The 26,906-nt window shown below is 52.2% G+C and carries 21 protein-coding genes; 8 read left to right on the top strand and 13 right to left on the bottom strand.

The window, feature by feature from the left end; all coding sequences use genetic code 11:
- Positions 1-43 precede the first annotated feature (43 nt).
- The 4 genes from ppc to edd form a co-directional block, all read right to left on the bottom strand.
- The gene (gene ppc / locus H8L32_RS18055) at positions 44-2,830 is read right to left on the bottom strand and encodes a phosphoenolpyruvate carboxylase (protein ID WP_222619404.1); all 2,787 of its coding nucleotides are present in this window, start codon (positions 2,828-2,830) and stop codon (positions 44-46) included.
- Between the two features lie 278 nt (positions 2,831-3,108).
- Complete coding sequence (gene pgi, locus H8L32_RS18050) at positions 3,109-4,743, bottom strand: glucose-6-phosphate isomerase (protein ID WP_186948650.1); 1,635 nt, start codon at positions 4,741-4,743, stop codon at positions 3,109-3,111.
- Between the two features lie 108 nt (positions 4,744-4,851).
- Complete coding sequence (eda, locus tag H8L32_RS18045; RefSeq protein ID WP_186948649.1) at positions 4,852-5,505, bottom strand: bifunctional 4-hydroxy-2-oxoglutarate aldolase/2-dehydro-3-deoxy-phosphogluconate aldolase; 654 nt, start codon at positions 5,503-5,505, stop codon at positions 4,852-4,854.
- 80 nt (positions 5,506-5,585) lie between these two features.
- Positions 5,586-7,427, bottom strand: a complete 1,842-nt coding sequence (gene edd / locus H8L32_RS18040; protein ID WP_186948648.1) for a phosphogluconate dehydratase — start codon at positions 7,425-7,427, stop codon at positions 5,586-5,588.
- Positions 7,428-7,718: 291 nt separating this feature from the next.
- On the opposite strand from edd, the gene zwf reads away from it, so the two are divergent.
- Genes zwf through H8L32_RS18025 form a run of 3 tightly spaced genes read left to right on the top strand, consistent with a single transcriptional unit; the run spans position 7,719 to position 10,776 of the window.
- Positions 7,719-9,179 (top strand): glucose-6-phosphate dehydrogenase, encoded by a 1,461-nt coding sequence (gene zwf, locus H8L32_RS18035; protein ID WP_186948647.1) that lies wholly within the window; start codon positions 7,719-7,721, stop codon positions 9,177-9,179.
- 14 nt (positions 9,180-9,193) lie between these two features.
- On the top strand, positions 9,194-9,868 hold the full coding sequence (gene pgl, locus H8L32_RS18030; protein ID WP_186948646.1) for a 6-phosphogluconolactonase: 675 nt from the start codon (positions 9,194-9,196) through the stop codon (positions 9,866-9,868).
- Positions 9,869-9,879: 11 nt separating this feature from the next.
- Positions 9,880-10,776 (top strand): SIS domain-containing protein, encoded by an 897-nt coding sequence (locus tag H8L32_RS18025; protein WP_186948645.1) that lies wholly within the window; start codon positions 9,880-9,882, stop codon positions 10,774-10,776.
- 26 nt (positions 10,777-10,802) lie between these two features.
- On the opposite strand, the gene H8L32_RS18020 is transcribed toward H8L32_RS18025, so the two are convergent.
- Complete coding sequence (locus tag H8L32_RS18020; RefSeq protein ID WP_186948729.1) at positions 10,803-12,029, bottom strand: PepSY-associated TM helix domain-containing protein; 1,227 nt, start codon at positions 12,027-12,029, stop codon at positions 10,803-10,805.
- Between the two features lie 21 nt (positions 12,030-12,050).
- The gene (locus H8L32_RS18015) at positions 12,051-14,252 is read right to left on the bottom strand and encodes a TonB-dependent siderophore receptor (RefSeq protein WP_230412293.1); all 2,202 of its coding nucleotides are present in this window, start codon (positions 14,250-14,252) and stop codon (positions 12,051-12,053) included.
- A gap of 261 nt (positions 14,253-14,513) precedes the next feature.
- Here H8L32_RS18015 and H8L32_RS18010 point away from each other — a divergent pair, with 261 nt between their 5' ends.
- The 4 genes from H8L32_RS18010 (at position 14,514) to H8L32_RS17995 (ending at position 19,031) form a co-directional block, all read left to right on the top strand.
- Complete coding sequence (locus tag H8L32_RS18010; RefSeq protein ID WP_186948644.1) at positions 14,514-16,745, top strand: TonB-dependent receptor; 2,232 nt, start codon at positions 14,514-14,516, stop codon at positions 16,743-16,745.
- 102 nt (positions 16,746-16,847) lie between these two features.
- The gene (locus tag H8L32_RS18005) at positions 16,848-17,123 is read left to right on the top strand and encodes a hypothetical protein (RefSeq protein ID WP_186948643.1); all 276 of its coding nucleotides are present in this window, start codon (positions 16,848-16,850) and stop codon (positions 17,121-17,123) included.
- Entirely contained in the window at positions 17,113-17,403 is a 291-nt protein-coding gene (locus H8L32_RS18000) for a hypothetical protein (RefSeq protein WP_186948642.1), read from the top strand. Before H8L32_RS18005 ends, H8L32_RS18000 begins: the two co-directional genes overlap by 11 nt.
- Complete coding sequence (locus H8L32_RS17995; protein WP_186948641.1) at positions 17,400-19,031, top strand: PepSY-associated TM helix domain-containing protein; 1,632 nt, start codon at positions 17,400-17,402, stop codon at positions 19,029-19,031. Before H8L32_RS18000 ends, H8L32_RS17995 begins: the two co-directional genes overlap by 4 nt.
- Here H8L32_RS17995 and H8L32_RS17990 read toward each other — a convergent pair.
- From H8L32_RS17990 to H8L32_RS17975, 4 genes are all read right to left on the bottom strand, one after another.
- The gene (locus tag H8L32_RS17990; protein WP_186948640.1) at positions 19,008-19,211 is read right to left on the bottom strand and encodes a hypothetical protein; all 204 of its coding nucleotides are present in this window, start codon (positions 19,209-19,211) and stop codon (positions 19,008-19,010) included. The two genes, H8L32_RS17995 and H8L32_RS17990, sit on opposite strands and share 24 nt — an antisense overlap.
- 52 nt (positions 19,212-19,263) lie before the next feature.
- Complete coding sequence (locus H8L32_RS17985; RefSeq protein ID WP_186948639.1) at positions 19,264-19,983, bottom strand: SRPBCC family protein; 720 nt, start codon at positions 19,981-19,983, stop codon at positions 19,264-19,266.
- Between the two features lie 61 nt (positions 19,984-20,044).
- Complete coding sequence (locus tag H8L32_RS17980) at positions 20,045-20,626, bottom strand: hypothetical protein (RefSeq protein ID WP_186948638.1); 582 nt, start codon at positions 20,624-20,626, stop codon at positions 20,045-20,047.
- A gap of 17 nt (positions 20,627-20,643) precedes the next feature.
- Entirely contained in the window at positions 20,644-21,603 is a 960-nt protein-coding gene (locus tag H8L32_RS17975; protein WP_186948637.1) for an acyl-CoA desaturase, read from the bottom strand.
- Positions 21,604-21,875: 272 nt separating this feature from the next.
- On the opposite strand from H8L32_RS17975, the gene H8L32_RS17970 reads away from it, so the two are divergent.
- Positions 21,876-22,718, top strand: a complete 843-nt coding sequence (locus tag H8L32_RS17970) for an HDOD domain-containing protein (protein ID WP_186948636.1) — start codon at positions 21,876-21,878, stop codon at positions 22,716-22,718.
- A 34-nt stretch (positions 22,719-22,752) separates the two neighbouring features.
- Here the strand turns inward: H8L32_RS17970 and ribA are convergent, their stop codons facing one another.
- The 3 genes from ribA to H8L32_RS17955 form a co-directional block, all read right to left on the bottom strand.
- Positions 22,753-23,385, bottom strand: coding sequence for a GTP cyclohydrolase II (ribA, locus tag H8L32_RS17965; protein ID WP_230412292.1), 633 nt, complete (start codon positions 23,383-23,385; stop codon positions 22,753-22,755).
- 669 nt (positions 23,386-24,054) lie between these two features.
- Positions 24,055-25,932 (bottom strand): dihydroxy-acid dehydratase, encoded by a 1,878-nt coding sequence (gene ilvD / locus H8L32_RS17960; RefSeq protein ID WP_186948634.1) that lies wholly within the window; start codon positions 25,930-25,932, stop codon positions 24,055-24,057.
- Between the two features lie 185 nt (positions 25,933-26,117).
- Complete coding sequence (locus H8L32_RS17955) at positions 26,118-26,813, bottom strand: helix-turn-helix domain-containing protein (protein WP_186948633.1); 696 nt, start codon at positions 26,811-26,813, stop codon at positions 26,118-26,120.
- Positions 26,814-26,906 lie beyond the last annotated feature (93 nt).

The following is a 26,906-nucleotide window of genomic DNA, read 5'->3' as shown; positions in this document are numbered from 1 at the left end:
TGCATTTTGCAAGCGAGGTTTTTTCTTTCAGGACAGGCTGTGCTTAACCGCTATTGCGCAAGCCGGCAGCAATACCATTGATGGACAGATGGATGCCACGGCGCACACGCTCATCTTCATCCCCGTTACGGTAACGTTCCAGCAATTCCACCTGCACATGGTTCAAGGGTGACAGATAAGGGAAGCGGTTACGTATCGAACGTGCCAGCAAGGGGTTGGCTGCCAGTAATTCATCCTGGCCAGAGATTGCTTTCAATATGTCGATCGTAGCTTCATGTTCGGCCTGTATGCGCGGGAAGATGCGGTTACGCAAAGAGTCATCTTTCACCAGTTGTGCATAACGGCTGGCGATACCGATATCGCTCTTGGCCAGTACCATTTCCATGTTCGATAACACAGTAGAAAAGAAAGACCATTCCCTGAACATGGCCTGCAAGGTCTGCATGCCCGTATCCGGATGTGCTGTCAGATAGCTTTGTACGGCGCTGCCAAAACCAAACCAGCCCGGCAACATCAAACGGCATTGTGACCAGCTGAATACCCAGGGTATGGCGCGCAAGTCTTCTATCGCTGTCGATTTCTTGCGTGATGCGGGGCGGCTGCCTATGTTCAGGCCGGCGATTTCGGAAATGACGGTCGATTCCCAGAAATACTGTTCGAAGCCTTCAGTTTCATACACCAGGTTGCGGTATGCCTTGAATGCATGGTCAGACAATTCTTCCATCGCTGACAAAAATTCTGGCCTGGGTGCTGTTTCGGTATACGCCAGCAAACTGGCTTCCATGGTGGCGGCTGCCAGCACTTCCAGATTGCGCCGCCCTACTTCCGGATTACCGTATTTGGCGGTGATCACTTCCCCCTGCTCTGTCAGACGGATTTGCCCCTGCACGGCACCAGCAGGCTGCGCCAGGATAGCCTGGTAGCTGGGGCCACCGCCACGCCCCACTGAACCACCACGCCCATGAAACAAGCGCAGCCTTACCTGATGTTTGGCGAATACCTCAACCAGATCCAGTTCGGCCTTGTACAGCTCCCAGCCCGATGTCAAAAAGCCGCCATCCTTGTTACTGTCAGAATAGCCGAGCATCACCTCTTGTGCATTGTTGCGGCTGGCCAACAAGCGCGCATAGGCAGGGATACCAAACAACCTGTCCATGACAGGTGCACTGTTTTGCAAATCACCAATGGTTTCAAACAGCGGGATGATGTTGACATCGACACGCCCTTCTGCCGGATGCAGCAGGCCAGACTCTTTCAAGAGTAGGGCCAGTTCCAGCATGTCGGACACACCATCGGTTTTGGAGATGATGCAATTCGGTACCGCACCTTTGCCATAGCGTTGCTGCGCGGTGCAGGCGGCGCGGTAAATCGCCAGTTCGGACTGGGTTTCTTCAGAATAGTTCAGGTATGGCGATGCCAGCGGCCGGGCCGAACTGATTTCCCTGATCAGGACTTCAATACGCTGTTCTTCATTCAAATCAAGGTATTTCAATTCAGGATTGGCCGCCTGCAATAATTCGTGTACCACGCGCTCATGCACATCAGAATTCTGCCGCAAATCCAGTGGTGCCAGATAAAAACCAAAGACTTTGACCGCACGTCGCAGGTGGCGCAGACGGCCACGGGTGATCGCGGCTGAACCATTCGCATGTAGGGAATGATGGACGATATCCAGATCCGCTACCAGTTCTTCGGCCGTTGCATAAGGCTCAGCAATGCCGCTGGGGTGAATCACCGGTTCAAGATCAAGCAATTGTTTGTAGGTGGCAGACAGTCGCGCATACACGCCACTGATGGCCAGGCGATAAGGCTCATCTGCACGATGTGGTGAATGATCGGGCGAACGTTGTGCCAGTGCCAGCAGATCGTCAGATACCTTGACCAGCAGGTTGGCCATCGATAATTGCGAACCCAGGGTATGCAATTCGTCGAGATAAAATTTAAACGCTCGGGTCGCCTGCATGGCCAGGGTTTTTTCCAGCACGGTGGCAGTGACGAAAGGATTGCCGTCGCGGTCACCACCTATCCAGCTACCCATTTTCATAAAACTGGGCAATTCTGTTTGCGTCAATGCCGCATCTTTGCTCGTCAATAAATCTTCCAGCCCTGCATACAGTTGTGGCAATTCGCGCAGGAAGGTGTAGTCATAAAAACTCAGACCATTTTCCACTTCATCCAGCACCGACAGTTTGGAAGTGCGCAACATGCGTGTCTGCCACAGCGTCAGGACGGCGCGCCCAAGGGCTTCTTCATTGGCGGCGGATTCTTCGGGGGTCAGCTGCATGCGGTCACGTTCATCCAGCAAACGTGTAATCACCATCTGGCAATTCAAGATACTCTTGCGTTGCACCTCGGTAGGATGCGCTGTCAATACCGGAAACACTTGCGCAGTCTGGAAAAAATCCAGCAATTGCTGGCTGCTGTGTCCGGTGTTGTACAAGGCTTCGATGGTGTGTGCCAGACTACCCTGGCGCGGGGCAGAACCTGCGATCAAATGGGCACGCGTGCGACGTACGTGATGCTGGTCTTCCGCCAGATTCACCAGATGCGAAAAATAACTGAAGGCACGTATGACTTGCGTGGTCTGGTCATTGGTCAGGGTATCCAGTGTGGTTTCCAGCTCGGCACGTGCGGCTTCATCTGCATCGCGGCGGAAGCGTATGGAATTCTGGCGTACCTGTTCGATCAGGTCGAACACTTCATCACCATGCTGGTTTCTTACCGTATCACCTAAGATACGCCCCAGCCTGCGTATGTCTTCACGCAGGTTCTGGTCTTTGTCGTCACTGATATCGTTCATTTTTAATTGTGGATGTAGGTGGGCGTTCATGCTGACAAATTCTACGGTAAGGATAAAATCGGAATGATGAAAATTCTTGCGTGTCTGACTGAGGCAATGTATCGGGCAACGTATCGGACAATAATATCAGGCGATAATTTTATCTGTATCAAGACGCAGCTCTACAGAGTAAGCACCTGTCTTGACAGCATGCTTACACCACAATCTGCGACTTGATATATCAAACAGGCTGCGGCTTGCTTACAACAAATGCCTGACTTATCTGCCCGCACGCCAGGGCGTGTTGCTACGTGTTACCGCTTAATACCCTACGCAGCTTTTTTTAACTTGTGACTGCGTCCCACCGCCTGCAACAGGCCCTTGGTGGAACTATCGTAATCTTCCTTGACGGCACTGGGGTCGAGACTGATCAGTTGCTGGGCCAGGGATTTACCCAGTTCCACACCCCATTGATCAAAGGCGTTGATATCCCAGATCACGGATTGCACAAAGACCTTGTGTTCATACAAGGCAATCAATGCGCCCAGGGAACGCGGCGTCAGAGAATCCAGCAAGACGGTCGAGGTCGGGCGATTGCCTTCGAACACGCGGGGTGCCAGTACTTTATCTGGCAGATCGCCCAGTTCTGCGCGCACTTCTTCCATGCTCTTGCCCCAGGCCATGGCTTTGGACTGGGCAAAGCAATTCGCCAGCAGCGCTTGGTTGTGGCCGGGCAAACCGGCATCGTCATCCGCCACCACAATAAAATCTGTAGGGATGATGGTTGCGCCCTGATGCAGTAACTGGAAGTACGCATGTTGGCCATTGGTACCGGCTTCGCCAAACAGGATGGGTGAGGTGGTGTAATCCACTCGCTGGCCTTCACGTGTGACGGACTTGCCGTTGCTTTCCATTTCGAGCTGTTGCAAATAAGCTGGCAGGCGTGTCATGCGCTGATGATACGGCGCAATCGACAAGGCTTGCAGGCCAAGGAAATTGATATTCCATACACCTATCAGGGCCATCAAGACTGGCAGATTCTGTTCCAGCGGTGCCTGGGCGAAATGCAAATCCATTTCATGCGCACCGGCCAGCATTTCTTCAAAACGGTCTGCGCCCACGTAGAGCGCAATCGACAGCCCGATAGCACTCCACATCGAATAGCGGCCACCCGCCCAGTTCCAGAACGGGAACACATTTTCAGGTGCGATACCAAAATCAGCTGCCGCCTTGACATTGGTGCTGAGTGCCACGAAATGCTGACGTATCTGGTCAACCGGGCAACCGTGCGACAACATCCATTCACGGGCGGTGCGGGCATTGGTCAGCGTTTCCATGGTGGCGAAGGTTTTTGATGCCACCACAAACAAGGTGGTTTCAGGGTCGGCATTCGCCAGCGCATCGGCCACATGGCGACCATCGACGTTGGAAACAAAATGCAGTGACAGGTTTTTTTGTGACCAGGGTGCCAGGGCGATGCAGGCCATTTGCGGGCCCAGATCAGAACCGCCGATACCAATATTGACGATGGTACGTATGGCCTTGCCAGTATAGCCCAGCCAGCGCCCTTCCCTGACTGCATCACTGAAGCTGCGCATTTGTGCGAGTACCTGATGCACATCCGCCGCGATATTGTCACCGTTCAAATCAAAGGCTTCACCTTTCGGCAGACGCAAGACCGTGTGCAGGACAGCGCGATTTTCCGTCTGGTTGATGGCTTCGCCACGCAACATGGCGTCACGACGCGACTCCACATCCTGCTGCCTGGCCAAAGCCAGCAAATTAAGCTTGGCTGTCGTGTCTATGCGCTGCTTGGAATAGTCCAGCATGATGCCGCAGGCAGACGCAGAAAAATGCGTAAAGCGCTGTGGATCAGCGCGAAACAATTCTTTCAGACTGGGCATATTGGTGGCACGTTGCTGCAACAAACACCAGAGCGGAGTACGGGAAACGGAAGTAGCCATAATCTTGCTTATTTTGCGAAAAGTGATTTACGAAAACTGCTAACACTGCTAACACATATCAACCAGTACCAATGCCGGATTACCATTTGCTGGCACTGGTGACAATATTTACTTCTTGCCGGCTGCTGCTGCCGCTGCGGCCAACACACCTATCGCTGCCCAGTCACCAGCATTGATCAGCGCAGCCGGACACATCCATGATCCGCCCACGCACAGGATATTCGATTGCTGCAACAAGGCCGGTGTCGCTTCCACAGTGACGCCGCCGGTCAGGCAAAACTTCACATCAGGGAAAGGGCCGCCCAAGGCTTTGGCCATCTTGGTACTACCAACGATGTCCGAAGGGAAAAGTTTGACGACATTAAAACCATGTTCCAGCGCCAGCATCAAATCACTGGCACCACCGACGCCAGGAAAATACGGCAGGCCGGAATCAGCAGCAACCCTGGCCAGTAATGGTGTGATGCCCGGGCTGATACCAAAGGCAGCTCCCGTAGCCTTGACCGCTTCCAGTTGTGCCTGCGTCAGTATCGTGCCGGCGCCTACCGTTACGGTTGGGCAAGCCTTGACGACTTCACGCAGTACCGTCATGGCATTCGGCGTACGCAGCGTGATTTCCACGGCTGGCAAACCGTTTTCTGCCAGGGTTGTGACACAGCGTATCGCCTGATCCACATCATCGGTGACCAGAATAGGCAGTACACGGATTTGTTCAAGCTGGGCGATGATGTTGCGTTTGCTCACGCTGGTATTGAGACTCATGATCTTGTTTCGCTTTCAGAAATAGTGATGCGGGTTTCCGGCATTACGATGAAATTAATCGATGAAATTAATCGATAAAATCAATCGATGAAAAGTGTGGACGCGCCATGCTCAGGCGCAGTCACGACACGGCGTTGTGCGGCGAACAGATCACGGCCATAGCCAAAGGTCGGCTCCTTGCTGAGTTCACGCACGGCACGTTGTGCCCAGATATCGGCATCCACCAGTGCACGCAATTCGCCGGTATGGACATTCAACTCCACCAGGTCACCATCGCGTACCTTGCCCAAAGGCCCACCTTGCGCCACTTCAGGGCTGACATGCAAGGCCGCCGGTACTTTGCCGGATGCGCCCGACATGCGACCATCCGTCACCAGTGCCACCTTGTAGCCAGCCGACATCAGGCTGCCCAGTACAGGCGTAAACTGATGCAACTCGGGCATGCCATTCGCCTGCGGGCCCTGGAAGATCACGACAGCAACAAAATCCATATTCAGTTCGCCGGCCTTGTATGCCTTGACCAAGGCATCCTGCGATTCAAACACCCTGGCAGGTGCCTTGATGATCCATGCATCTTCAGGTACGGCAGATGCCTTGACGATGGCACGACCCAGATTGCCATGCAATAAGCGCAGACCACCCGTAGGCGCGAACGGATCCGTTACATTCCGTACCACGGTGGTATCTGTCGATTCCGCAGGCAGTGCTTCCCATCTGACCTTGCCTTCATCCGTCAATACCGGACGGCTGGTATGTGAGTTTAAACCGTCATTGCCATAGACGGTCATGACATCAGCATGCATGAGACCGGCCGACAGCAATTCGCGTATCACGAACACCGGGCCACCGGCATCTTCAAAGGCATTCACGTCGGCAGTACCATTGGGATAAACACGTGTCAGCAAAGGAACGACGGATGACAGTTCATCAAAATCCTGCCAGTCGATGATGATGCCAGCGGCGCGGGCCACCGCGATCCAGTGAATGGTGTGATTGGTGGAACCACCCGTTGCCAGCAAGGCGATAACCGCATTGACGATGGTTTTTTCATTGACCAGTTGACCAATAGGTGTGTAGTTGCCGCTTTGCTCGGTCAACTGCAGGACGCGCTCTACGGCGGCATCGGTCAGGACGCTACGCAAAGGGTCGGACGGGTGGACAAAGGCTGCACCCGGCAAATGCAGGCCCATGGCTTCCAGCAACATTTGATTGCTGTTGGCCGTGCCATAGAAAGTACAGGTACCGGCGCTGTGATATGCCGCGCTTTCTGCGGCCAGCAACTCTTCTTTTGTTGCCTTGCCTTGCGCATAGCGTTCACGCACGGCAGCTTTTTCTTTATTCGACAAGCCAGAACCCATAGGTCCTGCCGGTATAAAAATGGTTGGCAGATGACCAAAGGCCAAGGCACCAATCAGCAGACCAGGCACGATCTTGTCGCAAATACCCAGACACAAGGTAGCGTCAAACGCATCATGGGTCAAAGCCACCGCCGTTGCCTGGGCGATTACATCCCGCGAGAATAGCGAAAGTTCCATGCCAGGACGGCCTTGCGTCACGCCATCGCACATCGCAGGTACGGCACCGGCCACCTGGGCTGTACCACCAAAGCGCAAGGCTGTCTGGCGGATCTGCGCCGGATAGTTTTCATACGGCTGATGCGCCGACAGCATGTCGTTATAGGCAGTGACGATGCCGATATTCGGCTTTTGTGCCTGGTTCAGCCAGATCTTGGTGCCACTATCCATGGCCGCATTGGCGTGTGCCTGATTGGCACACGACAGGCTGGCACGACGCGGGCCACGGCCACGCATATGCTCCAACTGGGAAAGATAGCTACTACGCAAGGTTTTGCTGCGCTCTGTAATACGCTGGGTAACCTTGTCGATAACAGGGTGCAGCGTCGTGGATGGGGATGTCGTCATATAAACACCTGAGGCCCGAAAGGGCGAAAATAAGAAAGCTTTTGCAATACTGATTCAATACCAGTAAAGATAGCATAAATCCCGATTTTTCTGTAACAAACTTTCAGTATTTTAAGTTTTAGCCAGTATTTTAAGCAAAAACATCAAATTTATCGTAATGAAACTACATTTTTGATTATTTTCTGGCATAATCAACATAAACCTATATCATCAATGTAGACCATTTATGGGACTACACTGATTTTAAGCAGAACTAAATCTGCTTTAATCAAAACACAATACGGAGTCAGCATGACCACATTTGTCTTATTTGGCGGCACCGGCGATCTGGCCAAGCGCAAGATCATCCCTGCTTTGTATAGCGCATTTGTGAATGGCCGGCTGGACCAGAACTTCAAGTTCATCGGTGCAGCCCGCGAAAAGCTGACTGACGAAGAGTTCCGTGTGCGTGTCGCTGCGGCGATAGCATCCTATGCTGCCAATGTTGATGGTGCGACAGAAGAAAAGCGTGCTGCCTTTCTGGCGACGACGCATTATTCAAAAATCGATGCCCGCATCCCTGAAGACTTTGCCGCGTTGAAAGACAGCCTGCATACCAGTGACGACAACGCCACCCTGTTTTACCTGGCAACTGGCCCTGACATTTTTATCCCCGTGGTTGAACAATTGTCCAAACATGGTCTGGTCGAAGGCAATGCCCGCGTGGTGGTTGAAAAACCGCTGGGTCGTGATGCGCAGTCGGCCAAAGAAATCAACCAGTCCCTGCGCAGTTACCTGAACGAAAACCAGATTTACCGTATCGACCACTATCTGGGCAAAGAGATGGTGCAAAACCTGCTGGCCCTGCGTTTTGCCAATTCTTTCCTCGAACCATTGTGGAACCGCAAATGGGTACAGGATGTGCAAATCTCCATCTCTGAACAGGTGGGAGTGGAATCACGCGGTGATTTCTACGACCATACCGGTGCCCTGCGCGACATGGTACAAAACCATTTGCTGCAACTGGTGTCCATCGTCGCCATGGAACCACCGGTGAATGCCAACCCGGATGCCATCCGTGATGAAAAAGTGAAAGTCTTGCGCGCCCTGCACAAGTTCACGCCGGATGAAGTCAGCAAGAAAACCGTGCGCGGTCAATACCGTGCCGGCGCCGTCGATGGCAAACCCGTCATTGCTTATCAGAATGAACCCGGCGTACCGCCAGCATCACGCACAGAGACCTTTGTCGCCATACGTGCCGAGATTGATAACTGGCGCTGGGCCGGCGTGCCCTTCTATTTGCGCACAGGCAAACGCATGGCCAGCCGCAGCGCTGAAATCACGATTAATTTCAAGCCGATTCCTTACTCCATTTTTGGTAAGTCACAGGGACCTTTGCGCTCGAACCGCCTGGTGATTTCGCTACAGCCTGAAGAAAGCGTACAACTGTACATGAAGGCCAAAGAACCTGGCGAAGGCATACGTCTGTCTGACGTGGCCCTGAACCTGGACTTTGCCGAAGTATCCAATTCACGCCGCGTGGAATCATATGAACGCCTGCTGCTGGACGCCATGCATGGCGACCTGACCTTGTTCGTGCGTGATGATGAACTGAGTGCCGCCTGGGCCTGGATAGACCCTATCATGAGCGCCTGGCAAAACGATAGCGAAGGCTTGAAGTCATACATCGCCGGTAGCTGGGGACCGTCTGCTGCCAGCTACCTGCTGGCCCAGCACGGTGCGGCATGGGGCGAAGAATTCGTGGAAAGTTAAGCCGGAAAATGAGCATGAAATACCATACCTTCGAAAATTTCGCCACCCTCAGCGAAGCCCTGAGCCAGCAATGGCTGGACGTGATACAGACCACCCCGACAGGCAGCAGCTCCAGCTTTGCGCTGGCTGGCGGTTCCACGCCAGCTCCTGTGTATCAGCGTCTGGACCAGTTGCTGGCCGACATCGATAAACATCAACCGATCAAGCTGGTCGCCACCGACGAACGCTGGGTACCGGACCAGGACACGCAAAGCAATGAAGGCCTGTTCCGTCGTTGCCTGTCAGCGTCGGCCACAGACAAACGCTGGCAACTGGTGTCACTTAAAAATGCAGCAAATACACCTGAAGTCGCCACCGAAGCCATCAATGCCAGGCTGAATGAACAATTACCCCAGGCTTTCAGTGCGGTGTTATTGGGTATGGGTGCAGACGGGCATATCGCTTCGCTATTCCCCGGCGCGCCTACCCAGCATGATGACCTGGCCTGCCTGGCAGCAGTGCATCCGCAAACCCGGCAAAGCCGCATGTCGCTGTCGTTGCCGCGTCTGCTGAACACCAAACGCATCTGGCTGGTGATTACCGGCGCAGAAAAACGTCAGGTGCTTGATCATGCAATAGAAAATAATCTGCCGGTTGCGTCCTTATTGCGTGAAGCTGGCTGTACCATAGATGTTTTCTGGTGTCCGTAAGACCAAACAATATGGCAAACCCGTTTTCTGACAACAAACCCAACAGTCCGCCTGAAAAAGGCTTGCTGGCACGCATACGCACTGCCAGCACGGCCCTGAGCCGTGCTGAGCGTCAGGTAGCAGAATTTCTGCTGCAAAAACCGCATGATGCGCTGGAAATGTCGATACGTGTACTGGCCCAGGCCTGTGATGTCAGTGAACCCACGGTCGCCCGTTTTGCCCAGAGCCTGGGCTTTGATGGCTTCAAGACCTTCAAGCTGGCATTTGCCAAAAGCCTGGCAACCGGCATCCCTTACCTGCATCTGGATGTCAACCAGGCCGATCATGTACGCGATGTCTTGCCCAAGGTATTTGATCGCACCATCGCGGCCCTGATGGAAGCCCGCAATAATGCCAACACCGCCACCTTCGAAGCCGCTGTCAGCCTGCTGGCGCGGGCGAGGCGCATAGAATGCTATGGCCTCGGCTATTCCGGCGCACTGGCGATTGATGCGCAGTTGAAGTTTTTCCGTTTTGGCATACCCACGACGGTATTTTGCGATGCCCACTTGCAGGCACAGTCAGCAACTTTATTGAACAGCGATTGCGTCGTGGTCGCCTTTTCGCGCACAGGCCGTACACGCGACCTGATCAATAGCGTGCAACTGGCCAAGGAAGCTGGTGCCAAAATATTGGTATTGTGTGCCAGTGGCGGCCCCTTGGCAGAACTGGCTGATGTACACATCGGTGTGGACGTGGAAGAAGATCCTGATATTTACACTCCCATGACGTCACGACTCGCGCATCTGACCTATATCGATGCGCTGGCAGTCGCCGTCACCTTGCTGCGCGGCCCGGCTGCCATCGACATGCTGGAACGCGCCAAGGCCAGCATTAGTGAAAAACGCCTGGTACCCAAGATAGGCTGAAAAACAGGCTAAAACCAGGCAGACCGTTAAGAAATAACTGGATTAGTTGATATTGCCGGAGCTTTGGCGATCACCCTTGCGCGCCGTTTCCTGATCCAGATGATGAGGCCGGTGATACTCAACATGGCTACCACCAGACCCAGCATTGAAATAAGTATGCGCCCCGTCAAGCCCAGGATGCGTCCTGAATGTAGCGGGAACTGCGCCTGCAGGAAAATATCCCCGGCGCTGCCGGTACCGGGAATCTTGCCACCCAGGGCGTGCCCGTCCTTGCCATCAAAATATAGCCAGGCATTGCCGAGACCACCATCGCCATGATCATTGCCAGCTTCAAAAAATCCTACGTCATAAACGCCAAAAGCCGGTGAATAGAATATGCCGCCAGCCGGCAAGGTCCAGCCACGCTGTTGCGCTTCCTGTTTCGCCAGTTCAACAATGCGTTCACGGCTAATGCCTGGTATGACAGGCTGATCCGGTGCCTTTGGCACGCGACTGGCAAATACATCAGCGCTTAAAGGCGAGAATAATGAAACCACAGGGCGCACTACCTGCGTGTTCAGGTTCATCGATACCGATGTAATCGCCAGCAACAGCATGAACAGCCACAGCCAGACTCCGCCGGAACGATGCAGGTCGAAATTGAGTTTATGGCCGCCCTGCGACCAGCGAAAAGCAAACGACTTGCGCCAGCTACGCCAGTTGGGGAAAGAAATCCACAGTGCGATAAAACAATCCAGCACCCATACCAGGCCAATAATGCCCATGAACCAGATACCCAGTTCCACACCCGATACATCGGGAATATGCATGGTGTAATGCAGCTTGTACAAAAAGGGCAAAAGGTTTTCCCGGCTGAGGGATATTTCACCCCATTGCCGCTTGCCCTGCACATCACCAGTAACGGGATCAACTGCGATCTGATTAAACCCCAGAACATAGGGCTTGCCGGTGGCAGGGTCAATGCGTCCTTCCACCGACATCTGGCTGGTATGTCCTGGCTCTGCTTCATTCAACACATAAGTCACCCAGATTCTGGGGTCATGCGCCTCTACCCTGTTTGCCAGTTCCAGCCCTGACAACAGCTTGCTTGCTTCTCCCTGCGCCTGGCTGCGCGCCTGGAACAGTTGCGGATTGAGCATGGCATCGAGCTCATGATCCCAGGAGATGAAAGCACCGGTCAAACCTGAAATGAACAGGAAAACCGCCACCGCCAGTCCAAACCAGCGGTGCAGCAAAACGAAGACAGGGCGCATCAACATGAGTCACCGGCCCGGTCAGTATTTCCAGTTGATCGTGACGCTGCCATTTCTTGGTGCCGCATAATAACTCTGGCTCCAGTACAGGCTGGTAAGGTATTTTTTATTGCTGACATTGTTCAGATTGGCCGATATGCTGAAATTTTGGTTCACATCATAACGCGCCATCAGATTCATCGTTGCATAACTGTCCTGACGAATGATGATGCCTGAACCTTCATCACGGAAAGTATCGCCCTGCCAGTTCAGACTACCACCCACTTTCGCCTGCGGCATGAAAGGCAGTTGATAGGTAGTCGACAGACGGAACAGTTTTCTGGGCACATAGGTTTTCACATCCTTGTCATTGCTGCCCTTCAGACTTAGCTGGGTATATCCGGCACTGAGGTTCCAGCCTTTTGCCAATTCACCACTGGCATCCAGTTCAAAGCCTTGCGATTGCGCATCGATGCCTTTGTAATAGGTTTTGGTACCGATATAACCAGCCTGCTCTGCTGCATTGTTTTGCTGTATCTTGAAAACAGCGGCCGACAGGTTGAGCTTGCGCTCAAACAGTTCAACTTTAACGCCCAGTTCATCGCCCTTACCCTTGACCGGATCCAGGGTTTTGCCACTGACATCCACTTCGCTTTGTGGATTGAATATTTCAGTATGGCTGGCATATACAGAAACATAAGGTGTCAGGTCATACACCAGACCCAGATAAGGTGTGGTCTTGCTGGCGTTCTTTTGACTACTGACACCGTAAGCATAGCCGGTGCTTTCGGCCTTGGTGCGATTGGCACCGGCAATCAGTTTGAACTGATCTGCCAGGTTAAAACGGGATGCTATAAATACCGTATTGCGCTTGTCTTCATAGGCGCTGCCATCGGTGTAAGCATTAAATGCCGGTTGCGGATAATTACCTGTCCAGTTCGTGATATCCGGCAAGGCAGTACCTATGCCCACGCCATAGTGGGAAATATCATCCATTTTTGACTTCGACCAGTTGACACCGAAACTCAGGTCATGCTGACGTCCTGCCAGCGTGAACTTGCCCGTGGCAGACAGATCAAACAGGGTCTGGCTATTGACGTCGTTATACATGGAAGGGTAGCTGTACAAACCCAGGCCGGTCTTGCGGTCAGGCGTGCCATAGACGTAAAACAGTTTGGAATCTGCTGTTGAACGGTTGTGGCTCAGGGTAGTCTTGATTTGCCAGTCATTATTCAGTTGATGGCTCAGTTCGACAAAGCTGCGATCATCCTGCGTCACCCAGCGTGCCCAGTCTGCCGCAGTGCTGGTAGAGGTTCTGTAATTGGTCGGGCTGCCATCGGTGTAATACAGGGGCAAGGCACCCCACATGCCACCCTTGCCATCACTCTTTTGATGCGAATGCCCCAGGGTCAGCACGGTGGCATCACCCAGATTGGCTTCGATCACGCCATATACCACCGTTTTTTCAGGTGAGTAACGGTCCAGATAAGAATCACCCACCTGCTTGGCCACGACAATACGGCCAGCAATCGTACCAGCCGCATTCAGGGCGCCTGACACATCGGCATCCAGCCTGCGCGTATTCCACGAACCCAGCGTCAATCCGGTCGATGCCTGGAATTGGTACGCAGGACGCTTGCGGATAAAGTTGACCGTCGCAGAGGGATTGCCGGTAGACGACATCAAACCATTCGCCCCACGCACGATATCCACCCTGTCGTAAATCGCCGTATCAATATCACCGGCCACATTGCCGGTGGTGAATGGCAGGCCCACGCCGTCATACTGGAAATTGACGATATCAAAACCACGCGCCATGTAATAGGTGCGGTCCGTTTCCACTTTTTCCACCGATACACCGGTGGTGTTGGCCAGCACATCATTCGCATTGACTTGTTTGAAGTCATCCATTTTGGCGCGTGTCACTACTGATACAGATTGCGGTGTTTCGCGCAATGTCATATCGAGGCGGGTAGCCGAACCACTTCTACGCGTGGTGTAGGCTCCGGTTTTTTCAGTACTGGGCTCGTTCCCGGCAGTTCCGCTGACCACTACCTCGGGTAATTCCGCCTTGTCCGTTTTGGCCGGAGTGGCCTCATCGGCAAATGCCAGCGCCGGTGATGTCACTGCGGCCAATGCGGCCATTGCCATGGACAAGGCCCATGCCATCGGCCTCAAACGCGGCAAATTGTCCTGCAAAAGATGGGAAATGCGACGGGAAGTAATTGAAGTACGCTGATTCATGAAGAGTCCTGAAAAATGACTGCACAGGCAAAAAAGTGGTTTCTGCTGGCAGACCGGAATTGAAAAATCTTGCCGACATTGTACTTAAGTAACATTTTTATTGCAAATCATTCTCATTACCATTTACAATATTTCGTATTGTTACAATTTCACGATTCCCATAAGCAGCCAGCCCTCCTACTCAACACGTTCGCCAGCATTACGACGTGGGTAGATCGCTTGAAAAAACAAAAACAAAAATCAATCAACTGAGGGAAAGTAATGCGTAAAAATCTCTTGATGACTTCGCTCATCAGCGCTCTGACCGTTAACCATGCGTATGTTAACTATGCCTATGCAGCAGCACCGGCAACACCAGCCGGCACCACCACCAATGACGAATCCGGTCCGGCACAGGACAGTGACCGCGACAAACCGGCGCAAGTCGATACCGTTGTCGTCAGCGGCGACAAACTCAAACGTAGTGAAATCGACAGCAGCAACAGTGTCGGCATCCGCAATGGGCGACAAATGGCAGAAGCTGCCAATGCCTCACTGGAAAACGTAGTCAGCCGCATGGCGAACGTGGGAACAGCGCAGGGTCTGTCGATTCGCGGCGTCCCGCTGTATGGCCCGACTGGTGGCGACGGCAAGACTGCCACGATCACCATCGACGGTGTCGCCCAGGAAGGATATGGCCAGGATTTCAGCGGCATGTCGGTCTGGGATGCTGACAGGGTGGAAGTTTTGCGTGGGCCACAATCTACCAATCAGGGGCGCAATGCCCTGGCTGGCGCAGTAGTAATGCGCACACGTGACCCGCTGGATCGCTGGGATTTCAGTAGCCGCGTCAGCATGGGCAACTTCAATACACAAAGAGTCGCCGTTGCCGGTGGCGGTGCACTGGTACAGGACCTGGCAGCATTCCGCATCAGCATTGAACAACAGCGCAGCGATGGTGAAAGTTTTAACCAGACACGCAATGATTCGCGCTGGAACCCGGATGACAACCACACCTACCGTGGCAAATTGCGCCTGACACCGTTCGGTGACAATTACCAGGCCAAACTGACCCTGGTTGAATCGCAACAGCAGCTTGGCGACAGCTATGTGGAAATGACGACACGCAATGTCAATGACCGCATCGCGCTGTCGAACATGCCACATTTTTCCAGCAACCATACCAAAAACCTGGCGCTGGAACAAAGCATGGCATTCGGCAAAACCGAAGTCACCTTATTGACCACGCTTGCCAGGAATCGCTATAACCGCCTCACAGATTACGACAAGACTGAGCTCAATCAGGGAACTGCCATAGGCTTGCATATCGACAAGCAATTCAGCCAGGAAGCACGTGCCAATTTTGACTTGCCCGTCTTTGGAAATCAGTTAAAGGGTGTGGTCGGTGCCTATTACGCCACGCAAAAAAGCAATGCCAGTGATGACTTCCACGTGCCGGTATCGTATGTGCTGAACATTTTTGGCCTTTGCCCCAACCCCACTGTCTGCGAAGCAGCTTACCCTAACGATCTCATCCTGCGCAACAATGGCGAACGCAACCAGATTGACAATCGCGCCGTATTTGGTGAACTGGATTACAGCATCGACAAGCTGACACTCACAGCTGGTGTGCGTTACGACAAAGAAAAGCAAAGCCGCATCCTCATCAGTAACACCAGCGGCAATACTGCCACGGCGAAGCAGGTGGTGACGCAAATGATTGGTGCCGGCGTGGTTGCCAATGATGGCATACAGGATTTGGCCACGGATTTTTCTGCCTGGCTGCCCAAGCTGGGTGTGCGCTACAACTTCAGCAAAGACTGGATGGCTGGCATTACCGCACAGCGCGGCTACCGTACCGGCGGCGTCAATTACAGTTATCAGCGTGGTGCAAAAGCCTATGCGCCGGAAACCACCAGCAACTATGAATTTTCAGTCAAGGGCAAGCCTGCCGAACAATTGTTCCTGGCCTTGAATATTTATCGTGTGGACTGGCGTGACCAGCAAGTCAATATCGCCCGCAACTCGCTCGATACCTATATCGTGAATGCAGGTAAATCACGGTTGCAGGGGATGGAGTTGGAGCTGCGCGGCCAGGTTCACCCCGACCTGGAAGTTTTTGGCGCCCTGGGTATTTCGCGCAGTCGCTATCTGGACTTTACGTCACCACAAGGAAATTTCACCGGCAACCAGTTTGAACGGTCACCAGATGCCATGCAGTCCCTTGGATTTACCTGGAAACCCGGCGCATGGATCATCAATGGCGATGTCGTGCATGAAGCAGGCACTTATTCCGATGCGGCAAACACGGCGAACAGACGTAATGATGGTCACACCATTTTCAACAGCAAGCTCTCGTATGCCATGACGGAAGGCATACGCTTTTTTGCCTATGGCAGCAATTTACTGAATAGCACTTACACCACCTATCGCACAGATACCGTAGGCAATCGTCAGGCGGCAGTGCTGGGCAAAGGCCGCATGCTGGGCCTGGGAGTGGAAGCGAAGATCTAGAACTCATTGCATCCAACTTCGCTATGGCAAGGCAGGCAAAGTCACACGCATGCCTTGCCATGATATTCATCAATATGATTTTCATCTACGGTTTCAGAACTCATGATTATCCTGGCTCTACTTCTTTCATGGCTGGCTGCCCTATGCCTTTACCTGACTTCACCACATCAGCATTTGTGGCTGGCGATCAAGGCCAGCCCGGATCAGCGGCGCAGACTGCTTATTCTGTCCGCTTTATGCTGCGGGCTGGGTATTGCCGCCGCCTGGTTTGCGCTCGGCTGGTGGGCCGGGTTTTTTTCGGCTTTGACTGCCCTGATGCTGGGCCTGGTTGTCCTACCCTATTTTGATGCTTACAGGAGAACAAAAAATGTGGGCTAAATCCCTGGCCGCGGCACTGCTCGGCCTGCCATTGTCTGTTGCCATCGTCGGTCTGCTTGCCCTGTTTGGGCCGGGCGATGTCAAAACCCGTACCCTGCCTCTGCTATTGCTGGTTTTCCTGGTATGGATAGCCAGCATGTGCAGTGCATTCCTGTTTAAAACCGGCTTGCGTGCCTGGCTGTGGATGGGTGCCGCAACGCTGCTGGGCTTTACTGCCATCCATCTACTCAAGGCCATGGGCCTGGCAATGTTTTTGACCACCATGGTGAAACCCGCATGAAAACTTCTACCTTACGCAGCTTTCTTCAGGTACATACATGGGTTGGACTCATCGCCGGGCTGGGTTTGTTTATCGCTTTTTACGCCGGATCCATCACAGTATTTACCGAACAGCTACATGCATGGGAACAAACCGAAACCCGCCATGCACCAATAGAATCGCTACAACAAGGTCAAGCCCTGATTGATGCCGTGCTGGCAGCACACCCCACCGCCAGCGAAAGATTTCACCTGAACCTGCCGACCCCGCATGAACCCAGACTGGTACTGGAATGGGATGAAAAGCGCAAAGACGGCACTTCACTCGAACACCATTTCAGCCTGTCTGCCGATGGCAAATTACAGGAAAAGAACCAGATATCCGAACTGTCACACTTCATCTATCGCCTGCATTACACCGCTGGTTTGCCAGCATCATGGGGCCTGTATGTGCTGGGCATAGTTTGCGTGTTATATGGTCTGGCACTGGTCAGCGGCGTAGTCATCTACGCGCCGGTCATGTTGAAAAGCCTGTTCGCTTTGCGACAAGGCAGGAACCTCAAACTGTTCTGGCAAGATGCACACAATGCCATCGGTATGCTGTCACTTCCCTTCCACATCATTTTTGCCTGGAGTGGTGCCGTACTCGCCATCGGCACCCTGATGCTGGCACCATTTCAATTCCTGGTGTTTGACGGCAAATTGCTGGACATCATCAACGAAGATTTATCGCTGGTTGCACCGGTAAAGGCCAGCGGTAAAAGCGCAGCCCTGATTTCTTTCGATGATGCGGTTGCACGCGTACAGGCAGCAGCGCCACAGATCAACATCGCCCATATGTACTATCACCATGCAGGCGACAGCAATGCCAGGATAGAAGCCTACGGCGAAAACCAGCAACGCACACTCAATACCATGGCCGGTGTTGCCGTTGATGGCAGCACAGGAAAGATATTGCGTGTGCAGCAGCCAGAAAATTTCAGTATCGGCACCGGCTTCCTGCGCGCCTTGCAAACCCTGCACTTCGGCAATTATGGCCATGTCGCCTTGCAGTGGCTGTACTTCATCCTCGGTCTGGCGGGTGCCTTCCTGTTCTACAGCGGCAATCTGTTATGGGTGGAAGCACGCCGCAAGCGACACCAGATCGCACAGCCACGCAATACCAAATGGATGGCACAACTGACCCTGGGCGTGTGCCTGGGCTGCATTGCGGGTATCTCCGCCGTATTCGTCACCAATAAATTCATGCAGCTATCGCCACAGGCCGGCGACCCGGCACTATGGGAAGAACGCAGTTATTATGCGGTGTTTTTCATATGCATGATCTGGGCATTTTTGCGAGCACCGGCGCGTGCCGGTCATGAATTACTGCTGCTATGTGCAGCCCTGACAGCCGCCATCCCTGTCATCAATTACGCGGCCAGTGGTGAACACCTGCTGCAAAATCTGTGGCATGGGCAATGGGTCATTTTTTCTGTGGATACGGTGGCCCTGATCGCCGCTTACCTTTACTGGCGCATGGCCAAAGCGACTTTGCGACGTGGACAACAGGGTGACCCCAATAGCGTGTGGGCATTGCCGCAAAAACAAACCCAGGTACAGCATGCTGAAGCAAGCGTGACCGCATCAACTGCAGCTCCAAAAGCATAAATATTCCTGCGCCACGATTTGCTCATCTGGATTTGAGCACGTGGCGCAGATGGATTGCCGGTAGACGATATCAAAACCACGCACCATGTAATAGGTGCGGTCCGTTTCCACTTTTTCCACCGATACACCGGTCGTGTTGGCCAGTACATCATTCGCATTGACTTGTTTGAAATCGTCCATTTTTGACGCGTGTCACTACTGATGGACTTAGCAATGCCTGCCATCAAATCAATCAAATCTTTTCGACTCTTGCTATTGCTCTTTTTTGATAGAAATTTAAAATCACTTCTTCAAAATCCGTGATCAGTAATTTGGCAACAGCATCAGCATACCAATTGAAATCTGTACTGACTCGATAACGCATTTGTATCTTCAGTTCTGTAGTTTGTGCGGTCAATGGCTTGAGGGAATAAGTCGTATCCAGAATATCGAAGTATCGCCCACCTATCATCACATGGTCATCGAGCGCATTGGGCGGGAAAGAATCCGGGTAAAAGTGGTAACGCCAGACCACATATTGATTTTTCACCCAATCGCTGGAAACCTGATCAAAGTAAATAGCCTTGTTCATTCTGATTGTACGCACCAGTCCAGTCGGGGTTTCGCGGGTGATGCCAGCAAGTGGCGAAGGAACTCCTATTCGATACATCCAGGCCTGCCCTACTTCATCTTGCTGTATGTTTTCTGCATGATGTAATTGATGCCAGATCTGTTCTGGCGAAGCCTGTATCTGTATCGTACGCTCAAGCATAGCTATACGTTGCAGATCAGGATCAGATGCCGGGATTGCACCAAACAACAGTGGCAACACCACAAAACCAGATACTGCCTGCCTGGGCCAATTGGTGGTACGACAAATTACCCCCATCAACAGCCCTCCAAGTGCACCAACCACGGCAAACAGCGGGATGATAATGATGGCGCAAATCATGCCTTCTATTAAAATCGCCATCGTACCTAGGGCGTGTTGACATATCTTTTAGGCAAGCAAATGGGTTTGAAACCTTGTCTGGCTAGGCGTGCGGAGCGCTGCTTGGTAATCCAAGTGAGCGACGCACAACAACGCCAGGCGAGGTTTCGGACCCATTCCCTCCGGGTTTCCCCCATAGCGCGGGCTGGACTGCGTTGCGCGTCTTGTCAGGGGCACCAGCCCTGACTGCGCCGCACGCCTTGCCAGCCCGCGCTATGGGGGAAATGCTTCGCCTAAAAGATATGTCAACACGCCCTGATACAAACAGGGTGTTCGCAACAATAGGTCCTGTAACATAGAACCACCAGCTTTGCCGCGTTTGGCACTCTGCAACAAACACGGTACTTACCCCAACCGCCATTGGTACCAGCCAGATAAACGCACTTGCCATAGCGGTATAAGCCGACCCGGTGGTGCCTGAAAAAACCAGCCTCAGCACAACACCGATGACTGCACCGGCAATGAAGGGCAACCATTTTGAAAAAGGCAGCGCTTTCTTGCGTGGTGCTGGCAGAACCAAACCATTTACTACTTCCGGAACAAACCCTTCAATGAAGTTTTTATTTGCGTTATCTGCCACCAATGGAACTAATGGCTGTACTTCCTTACTCTCATCTTCATTCATAGATGTCTTTTATCTCTTTAAATTGCCGCATTTGAGTATTTTTTCTGGGGCACATACTGTCCAGCTACCGTATATACATGCAATTCAGGTCGAACCGGCAAATCATCCGGCAGCTTCAAATTGGAAACCAGTCTCATTTTCTTTAACAGCAAAAGAGCCCACCAACCCGGATCCCATTCACCAGCCAGCAAACCCAGTCTTGCAGACCCCGGATAGGCGTGATGGTTGTTGTGCCAGCACTCTCCCATGGTCAACAGTGAAGCGAGTCGTATGTTACGCCCCTGTACCGCAGCACCGCTGACTTCATAACGCAGTTGTCCATGATTGTGTGCAAGGTAACCAATGAACCAGTGACCAAAAACACCCGTAGTAACGCGTGCGCACACCCCCCAAAATACAAATGCCCAGCCACCCCAGCAATAAAAAAGCATGGCAATCGGTAATTGTTGCAACATCCAGGTTTTTTCCAAAAAACGATAAAAACCGTCGTCTGCTATTTTGCTCTCTATGCGAATTTCTGGTGGATGATGTAAATGCAGATCACAATGTAATTGCCACCATCCATCCACCCAGATACGACGACCATGCCGCAGATAATCATGGCAGTCTGGCAGACGTTGCGCGTAATCACGCAATTCGTGTTGTCGCAACAGCCCTATCGGCCCAGCCAGCCCCACTTGCACACCTAGATAAACCATAAGGTACTCCAGCCATAACGGACATTCGAAGCTATTGTGTATCAGCTTTCTGTGGCTGCCCAACGAATGTCCAAACAGCAAAACCACGATCGTAGACGAGATGAACAGTGTTAATGCAGCCCAATTGAAATGCGTGATGCCGCCTATCACGGCGGCAGACAGCATCCCTATAAACCAGAAAGATTTCAATAACGAATAGTTGACGCTGCCTGCCTGAACACCAAGGGCATCAGTAGCAAGCACACGATGATCAATAATAAAAGGCTGAATTGATTTCATAAATTTTCATGCGGGAAAGAACCTATTTCTACACGTGCACCAACGAAGCAGCTCACCAGACCAAGGCTGGCTAACAATCAGCATGGTTTTACACCTATTCTTTTTGGCAACTTATCTTGTATCCTGACACAAAAATGCGAGTTGCTGCACATTCTTTGAATTACTCAATTTCATGGCATCTTGCGTAGTAAATTGGTACACATAAGAAAAATGCATGTTCAATTGCCAAATTTCTGGCAATCTATGGGGATCAGCTTTGCAGGAAAACCCGTATGAACTCCATCTCACTTGCACAGATTATCGACAGCGTTAAAGATTTGCCAACCTTACCAGCGATCGTGATGGAATTGCTGAACAGCATGGATAACGATGAACTGGATGTACATGAGCTGGCACAAAAGGTCAGCCTGGATATCGCACTGACAGCCAAGACTCTGCGTTATGCCAATTCGGCTTATTACTCGACCATGATCAAGGTCACCACGGTGCAGCAGGCAATTTCACTACTGGGACTGAGCACGGTAAAACAGATAGTGATGACCGCCGCCCTGTCGGGCTGTTTTCCAGAAAATAATTGTCGTGGTTTCAGCCATAAGGAATTTTGGCGTCACTCAAATGCAGTTGCCATTGTCGCCAAGATCCTGGCAAGGCGCCTGAACTTTAATACTGACGTGGCCTTCACCGCCGGTCTGCTGCACGACATAGGCGCGCTGGTACTGGCGACCTCATATACCGAGGCCTACGAAACTGTGCTGGCCCATAGACAAGAGCATCCAGAAACACAATACGAAACTGAAAAAAGTTTGATCGACATCGATCATGCCGCGATAGGCGAAGCGCTGGCAATACAGTGGAATTTTTCAGAAATGATGATCAAGGCCATTTCAGGCCATCATCAACCAGAAAAACCCGGACTGGGTTTTCTGGCAACCATCATCCATGTGGCAGATGGTATAGCCCACGCCTTGAGAGTAACAACCACGCCCGATCTGGCACCGCCAGAAATCACCGGGCAGTCATGGGAAAGCCTGGGACTGGATCAGGCTTCGCTGGATGAAGTCTTGACTGAAGCCACCACCGAATTTGAAAAACTGCAAGACATGGTGGAAGTATGAATCTTGCAGGTGAACTGACTGGCGGCAGAGCGTCTTACAGTTCTGGCTGTATCAGATGCCCGAGCTTAGTGGCCTTGGTGGCCAGGTAACGCTCGTTAAAAGGGTTGCGCTTGATGATCAGCGGCACGTGTTCTTTCACCGTGATCTTCATGCCTTCCATCGCAGCGATCTTGCGTGGGTTATTGGTCATCAGTTTGACTGAGTTGATACCCAAATGCTTAAGCATGGGGTCACACAGACTATAGTCACGCAAATCAGCCGCGAAACCCAGTCTTTGATTGGCTTCTACGGTATCCGCGCCTTCATCCTGCAAGCGATAGGCGCGCACTTTATTCACCAGGCCAATGCCACGTCCTTCCTGGCGCAGATATAACAAGACACCGCGGCCTTCATTGGCGATCTTTTGCAGGGCAAGTTCCAGTTGCGGGCCGCAGTCACAACGCTGGCTGAACAAGGCATCACCAGTCAGACATTCAGAATGGATACGTGCCAGCACAGGCTGGCCGTCGGCCACGTCACCCAGGGTCAGGGCAATATGTTCCTTGCCTGTTGCTGTTTCAACAAAGGCATGCATACGAAATGTCGCCCAGCTCATGGGCAGATTACAGGAGGTAACGTATTCCAGTGCCTGTTCCTTCAGATCGACAGGCTGGTCATTGCTTAACATACAATTCTCGCGGATTCTTTTTATGAATATTGCTTGGTATTCTGTTATGACCGGCATCAAAAAACCTGACGGCTCAGACCAGAGTATAAACGAGGCGCGCATTTCCTACTTTTTGCGGTGAACGATCGTATTATTTACCAACTCTGCTCACTATGTATGGTCAGCGTGCCAGAAAGCAAGTAGCGAGAACTCATTTCATAAATAGGGGTGAGATGCGTTTGCCTCATAACGTGGGCTGGCAAGGGTAAAGCAGGGGTTTCGTGCAGCATGCTGCACGCCTGCGTACGATGTGCGCTTACCAGCGCACATGCGCCCTGCAAGGGGACGAGGCAGTCAATAGCGGGTCTATTGCAACGAGTCGAATTGTTCACACCTTGCAGTCCAGCACGCGTTATGAGGCAAACCCTCCGGGAGCTGGCCGCATTGACACTTCGCGGGCGCATTGCAGCGCGAGGTTGTGACATTGCGCTTGCTAAGGCACCAGCCTTAGCTGCACAGTGTAAACACCTTACGCCTTGCACTGCATCCCGAATCGCCTTGCTCGCACTCATCCCTATTTATGAAATGAGTTCTACCAGCTTAGAGGATTTCTACAATTAAAAAAGGGCATCGGTTTATACCAATGCCCTGCGATGTCAGCCAGCGAACAAATTTGCCCGAACGAGGCTTTTATTTACGCTGCAACTGGGTAATATCCCTGACTGCGCCACGATCAGCCGATGTTGCCAAAGCAGCATACGCCTGCAAGGCTTGCGAGACATAGCGTTCACGGTCTACCGGTTGCCAGGCTTGCGGACCACGTGCTTCCATTGCTGTCCTGCGCTGAGCCAGATCGCTGTCGCTGACTTTCAGGTTGATGGTACGGGCGGGAATATCGATTTCTATGATATCGCCCTCTTCTACCAGACCAATCGTCCCGCCTTCTGCTGCTTCGGGTGACGCATGGCCGATGACCAAGCCGGAAGAACCGCCCGAGAAACGACCATCAGTGAACAGCGCGCAGGCTTTGCCCAGGCCCTTGGATTTGATGTACGAAGTCGGATACAGCATTTCCTGCATACCGGGCCCGCCTTTGGGGCCTTCATAACGGATGATGACGACGTCACCTTCATGCACGGTATCACCAAGAATGGCTTCGACAGCAGAATCCTGGCTTTCAAACACACGTGCTTTGCCGGTAAATTTCAGGATGCTTTCATCGACACCTGCGGTTTTGACGATACAGCCTTTTTCTGCCAGATTGCCATACAGAACTGCCAGGCCGCCATCCTGCGAATAGGCATGTGCCCTGTCGCGTATGCAGCCAGCTTCGCGGTCAGTATCGAGGCTGTCAAAACGTTTGTCTTGCGAGAATGCAGTCTGGGTAGGCACGCCACCCGGCGCAGCGCTGAACAGTTTGCGTATCGCGGCATTGTCAGTCACGGCAATATCGTTTTGCGCAATCGCGTCTGCCATGGTCGGACTATGCACAGTCGGGCGTGTGGTATCCAGCAAACCGGCGCGTGCCAGCTCACCCAGGATAGAGATAATACCGCCAGCGCGATGTACATCTTCGATATGGTATTTATCGGTCATCGGTGCGACCTTGCACAGACAGGGTACTTTGCGCGAGATACGGTCGATATCCGCCATCTTGAAATCGACGCCAGCTTCATGCGCTGCAGCCAGCAAATGCAAAACAGTATTGGTAGAGCCACCCATGGACACATCCAGTGCCATGGCGTTTTCGAAGGTCGCCTTGTTGGCAATCGAACGTGGCAGGATGGAATAATCATCCTGCTCGTAGTGGCGCTTGGCCAGTTCGACCACCAGACGACCTGCACGCAGGAACAGTTCCTTACGGTCAGCATGTGTCGCCAAAATCGTGCCGTTACCTGGCAAGGACAGACCCAGCGCTTCGGTCAGGCAGTTCATGGAATTTGCCGTGAACATGCCGGAACAGGAACCACAGGTAGGACAGGCAGAGCGTTCGATACGTCCGATTTCTTCATCCGATACCTTGCTGTCACCAGCCTTGATCATGGCATCGACCAGATCAATCTTCACTATCCTTTGTTCACCAGTCTGCTTGGGATGCAAGGTCTCCAGCACCTTGCCCGCTTCCATCGGGCCGCCAGAGACAAATACGACGGGGATATTCAAACGCATGGCAGCCATCAGCATACCGGGCGTGATCTTGTCGCAGTTGGAAATACACACCATGGCGTCAGCACAATGGGCATTCACCATGTATTCAACCGAATCAGCAATCAATTCGCGTGAAGGCAACGAATACAGCATGCCGCCATGACCCATGGCGATACCGTCATCCACCGCTATCGTATTGAATTCTTTGGCAACGCCGCCAGCCGCTTCAATCTCACGCGCCACCATCTGGCCCAGGTCTTTCAGATGCACGTGCCCAGGCACAAACTGGGTGAAGGAATTGACGACAGCAACGATAGGCTTATCGAAATCACCATCCTTCATGCCAGTCGCACGCCACAGGGCGCGGGCACCGGCCATATTGCGGCCGTGGGTGGTGGTACGGGAACGGTATGCGGGCATGTCTGACTCCAGGCTGGCGATAAATGAAAATGTTATATCAGCATGCGCTTCGTCTAGTCATATGTCAAATATGGAATTTATTGATAATTAGGTCGAATTAAGTATCAATAAAATCAAAACCTAAAAATTCCCGCAAAAATAGGTACAACGTTATTAAATTGACAATTCTGGTGACAATTATCACCCTACATGCGAACTCCAGCAGATCTAGAAGTAGCAAATTGCTCAGGCTCCTTGCCGAGGGGGAAACCGACAACATAAAGTACGTTAACAGACATTGGCATACTATCTGTATCCAAACCCCATTTCACCTGCATCTTGCGTTCTGCATATCTCAGTGAAACTCCAAGTACCTTGAGCGTGTCAATATAGGATTGCATCTCATCGTACATATCAAGCTTCTGGGTTTGACTGTACTCATCGGCACAATCACGATAGCAACGGAAATAATCCACCAGTTCCGCAAAGGCTTCCTCCATTTCGCGGGATAGTTCGAAGGCTGGTTCCGACAGGTCCATCGCGCATGTTTCCACAAGCTTGGCCAATTGCCTTCCTGTTGTTAGCGGAATCGCCGTTAACGTGACGTTTTCTCGATCAAATTTTTCTTTCTGTATTTTTATTTCTTCTTCGGATGGAATAGCGAATGGCTTGTTAAAAGCATCAATATCCTCTAATTCAAATGCACTCGCGAGAGCTCGTCGAGTATCGAGACTTGCAGACAAGCCCTGCTCTACCCGCTGAATTGTTCGTACATTGAGTCCTGAGATTTCAGCCAATTGCTCTTGAGACCAGTGTCTCATCTCACGGAAAATTTTAATAAAAACCGCAAGCTCGTTAGGTGTCAGTAAGCGAGTTTGTTGAGTGTTTTTTTCAGTATTCATTTCGTAATTCCATCGTTTCGATCAATGTTGCGAAGTATAGATAAACGTTCAAAAAGACAACACGACAGAAACCCGACAGTTGACCGACAAGTT

Origin of the sequence: Undibacterium hunanense, from assembly GCF_014284335.1 — a bacterium.
Classification (GTDB): Bacteria; Pseudomonadota; Gammaproteobacteria; order Burkholderiales; family Burkholderiaceae_D; genus Undibacterium; species Undibacterium hunanense.
Note: the sequence above shows the minus strand (reverse complement) of the source record. Positions and strands in the feature narration are given on the sequence as shown.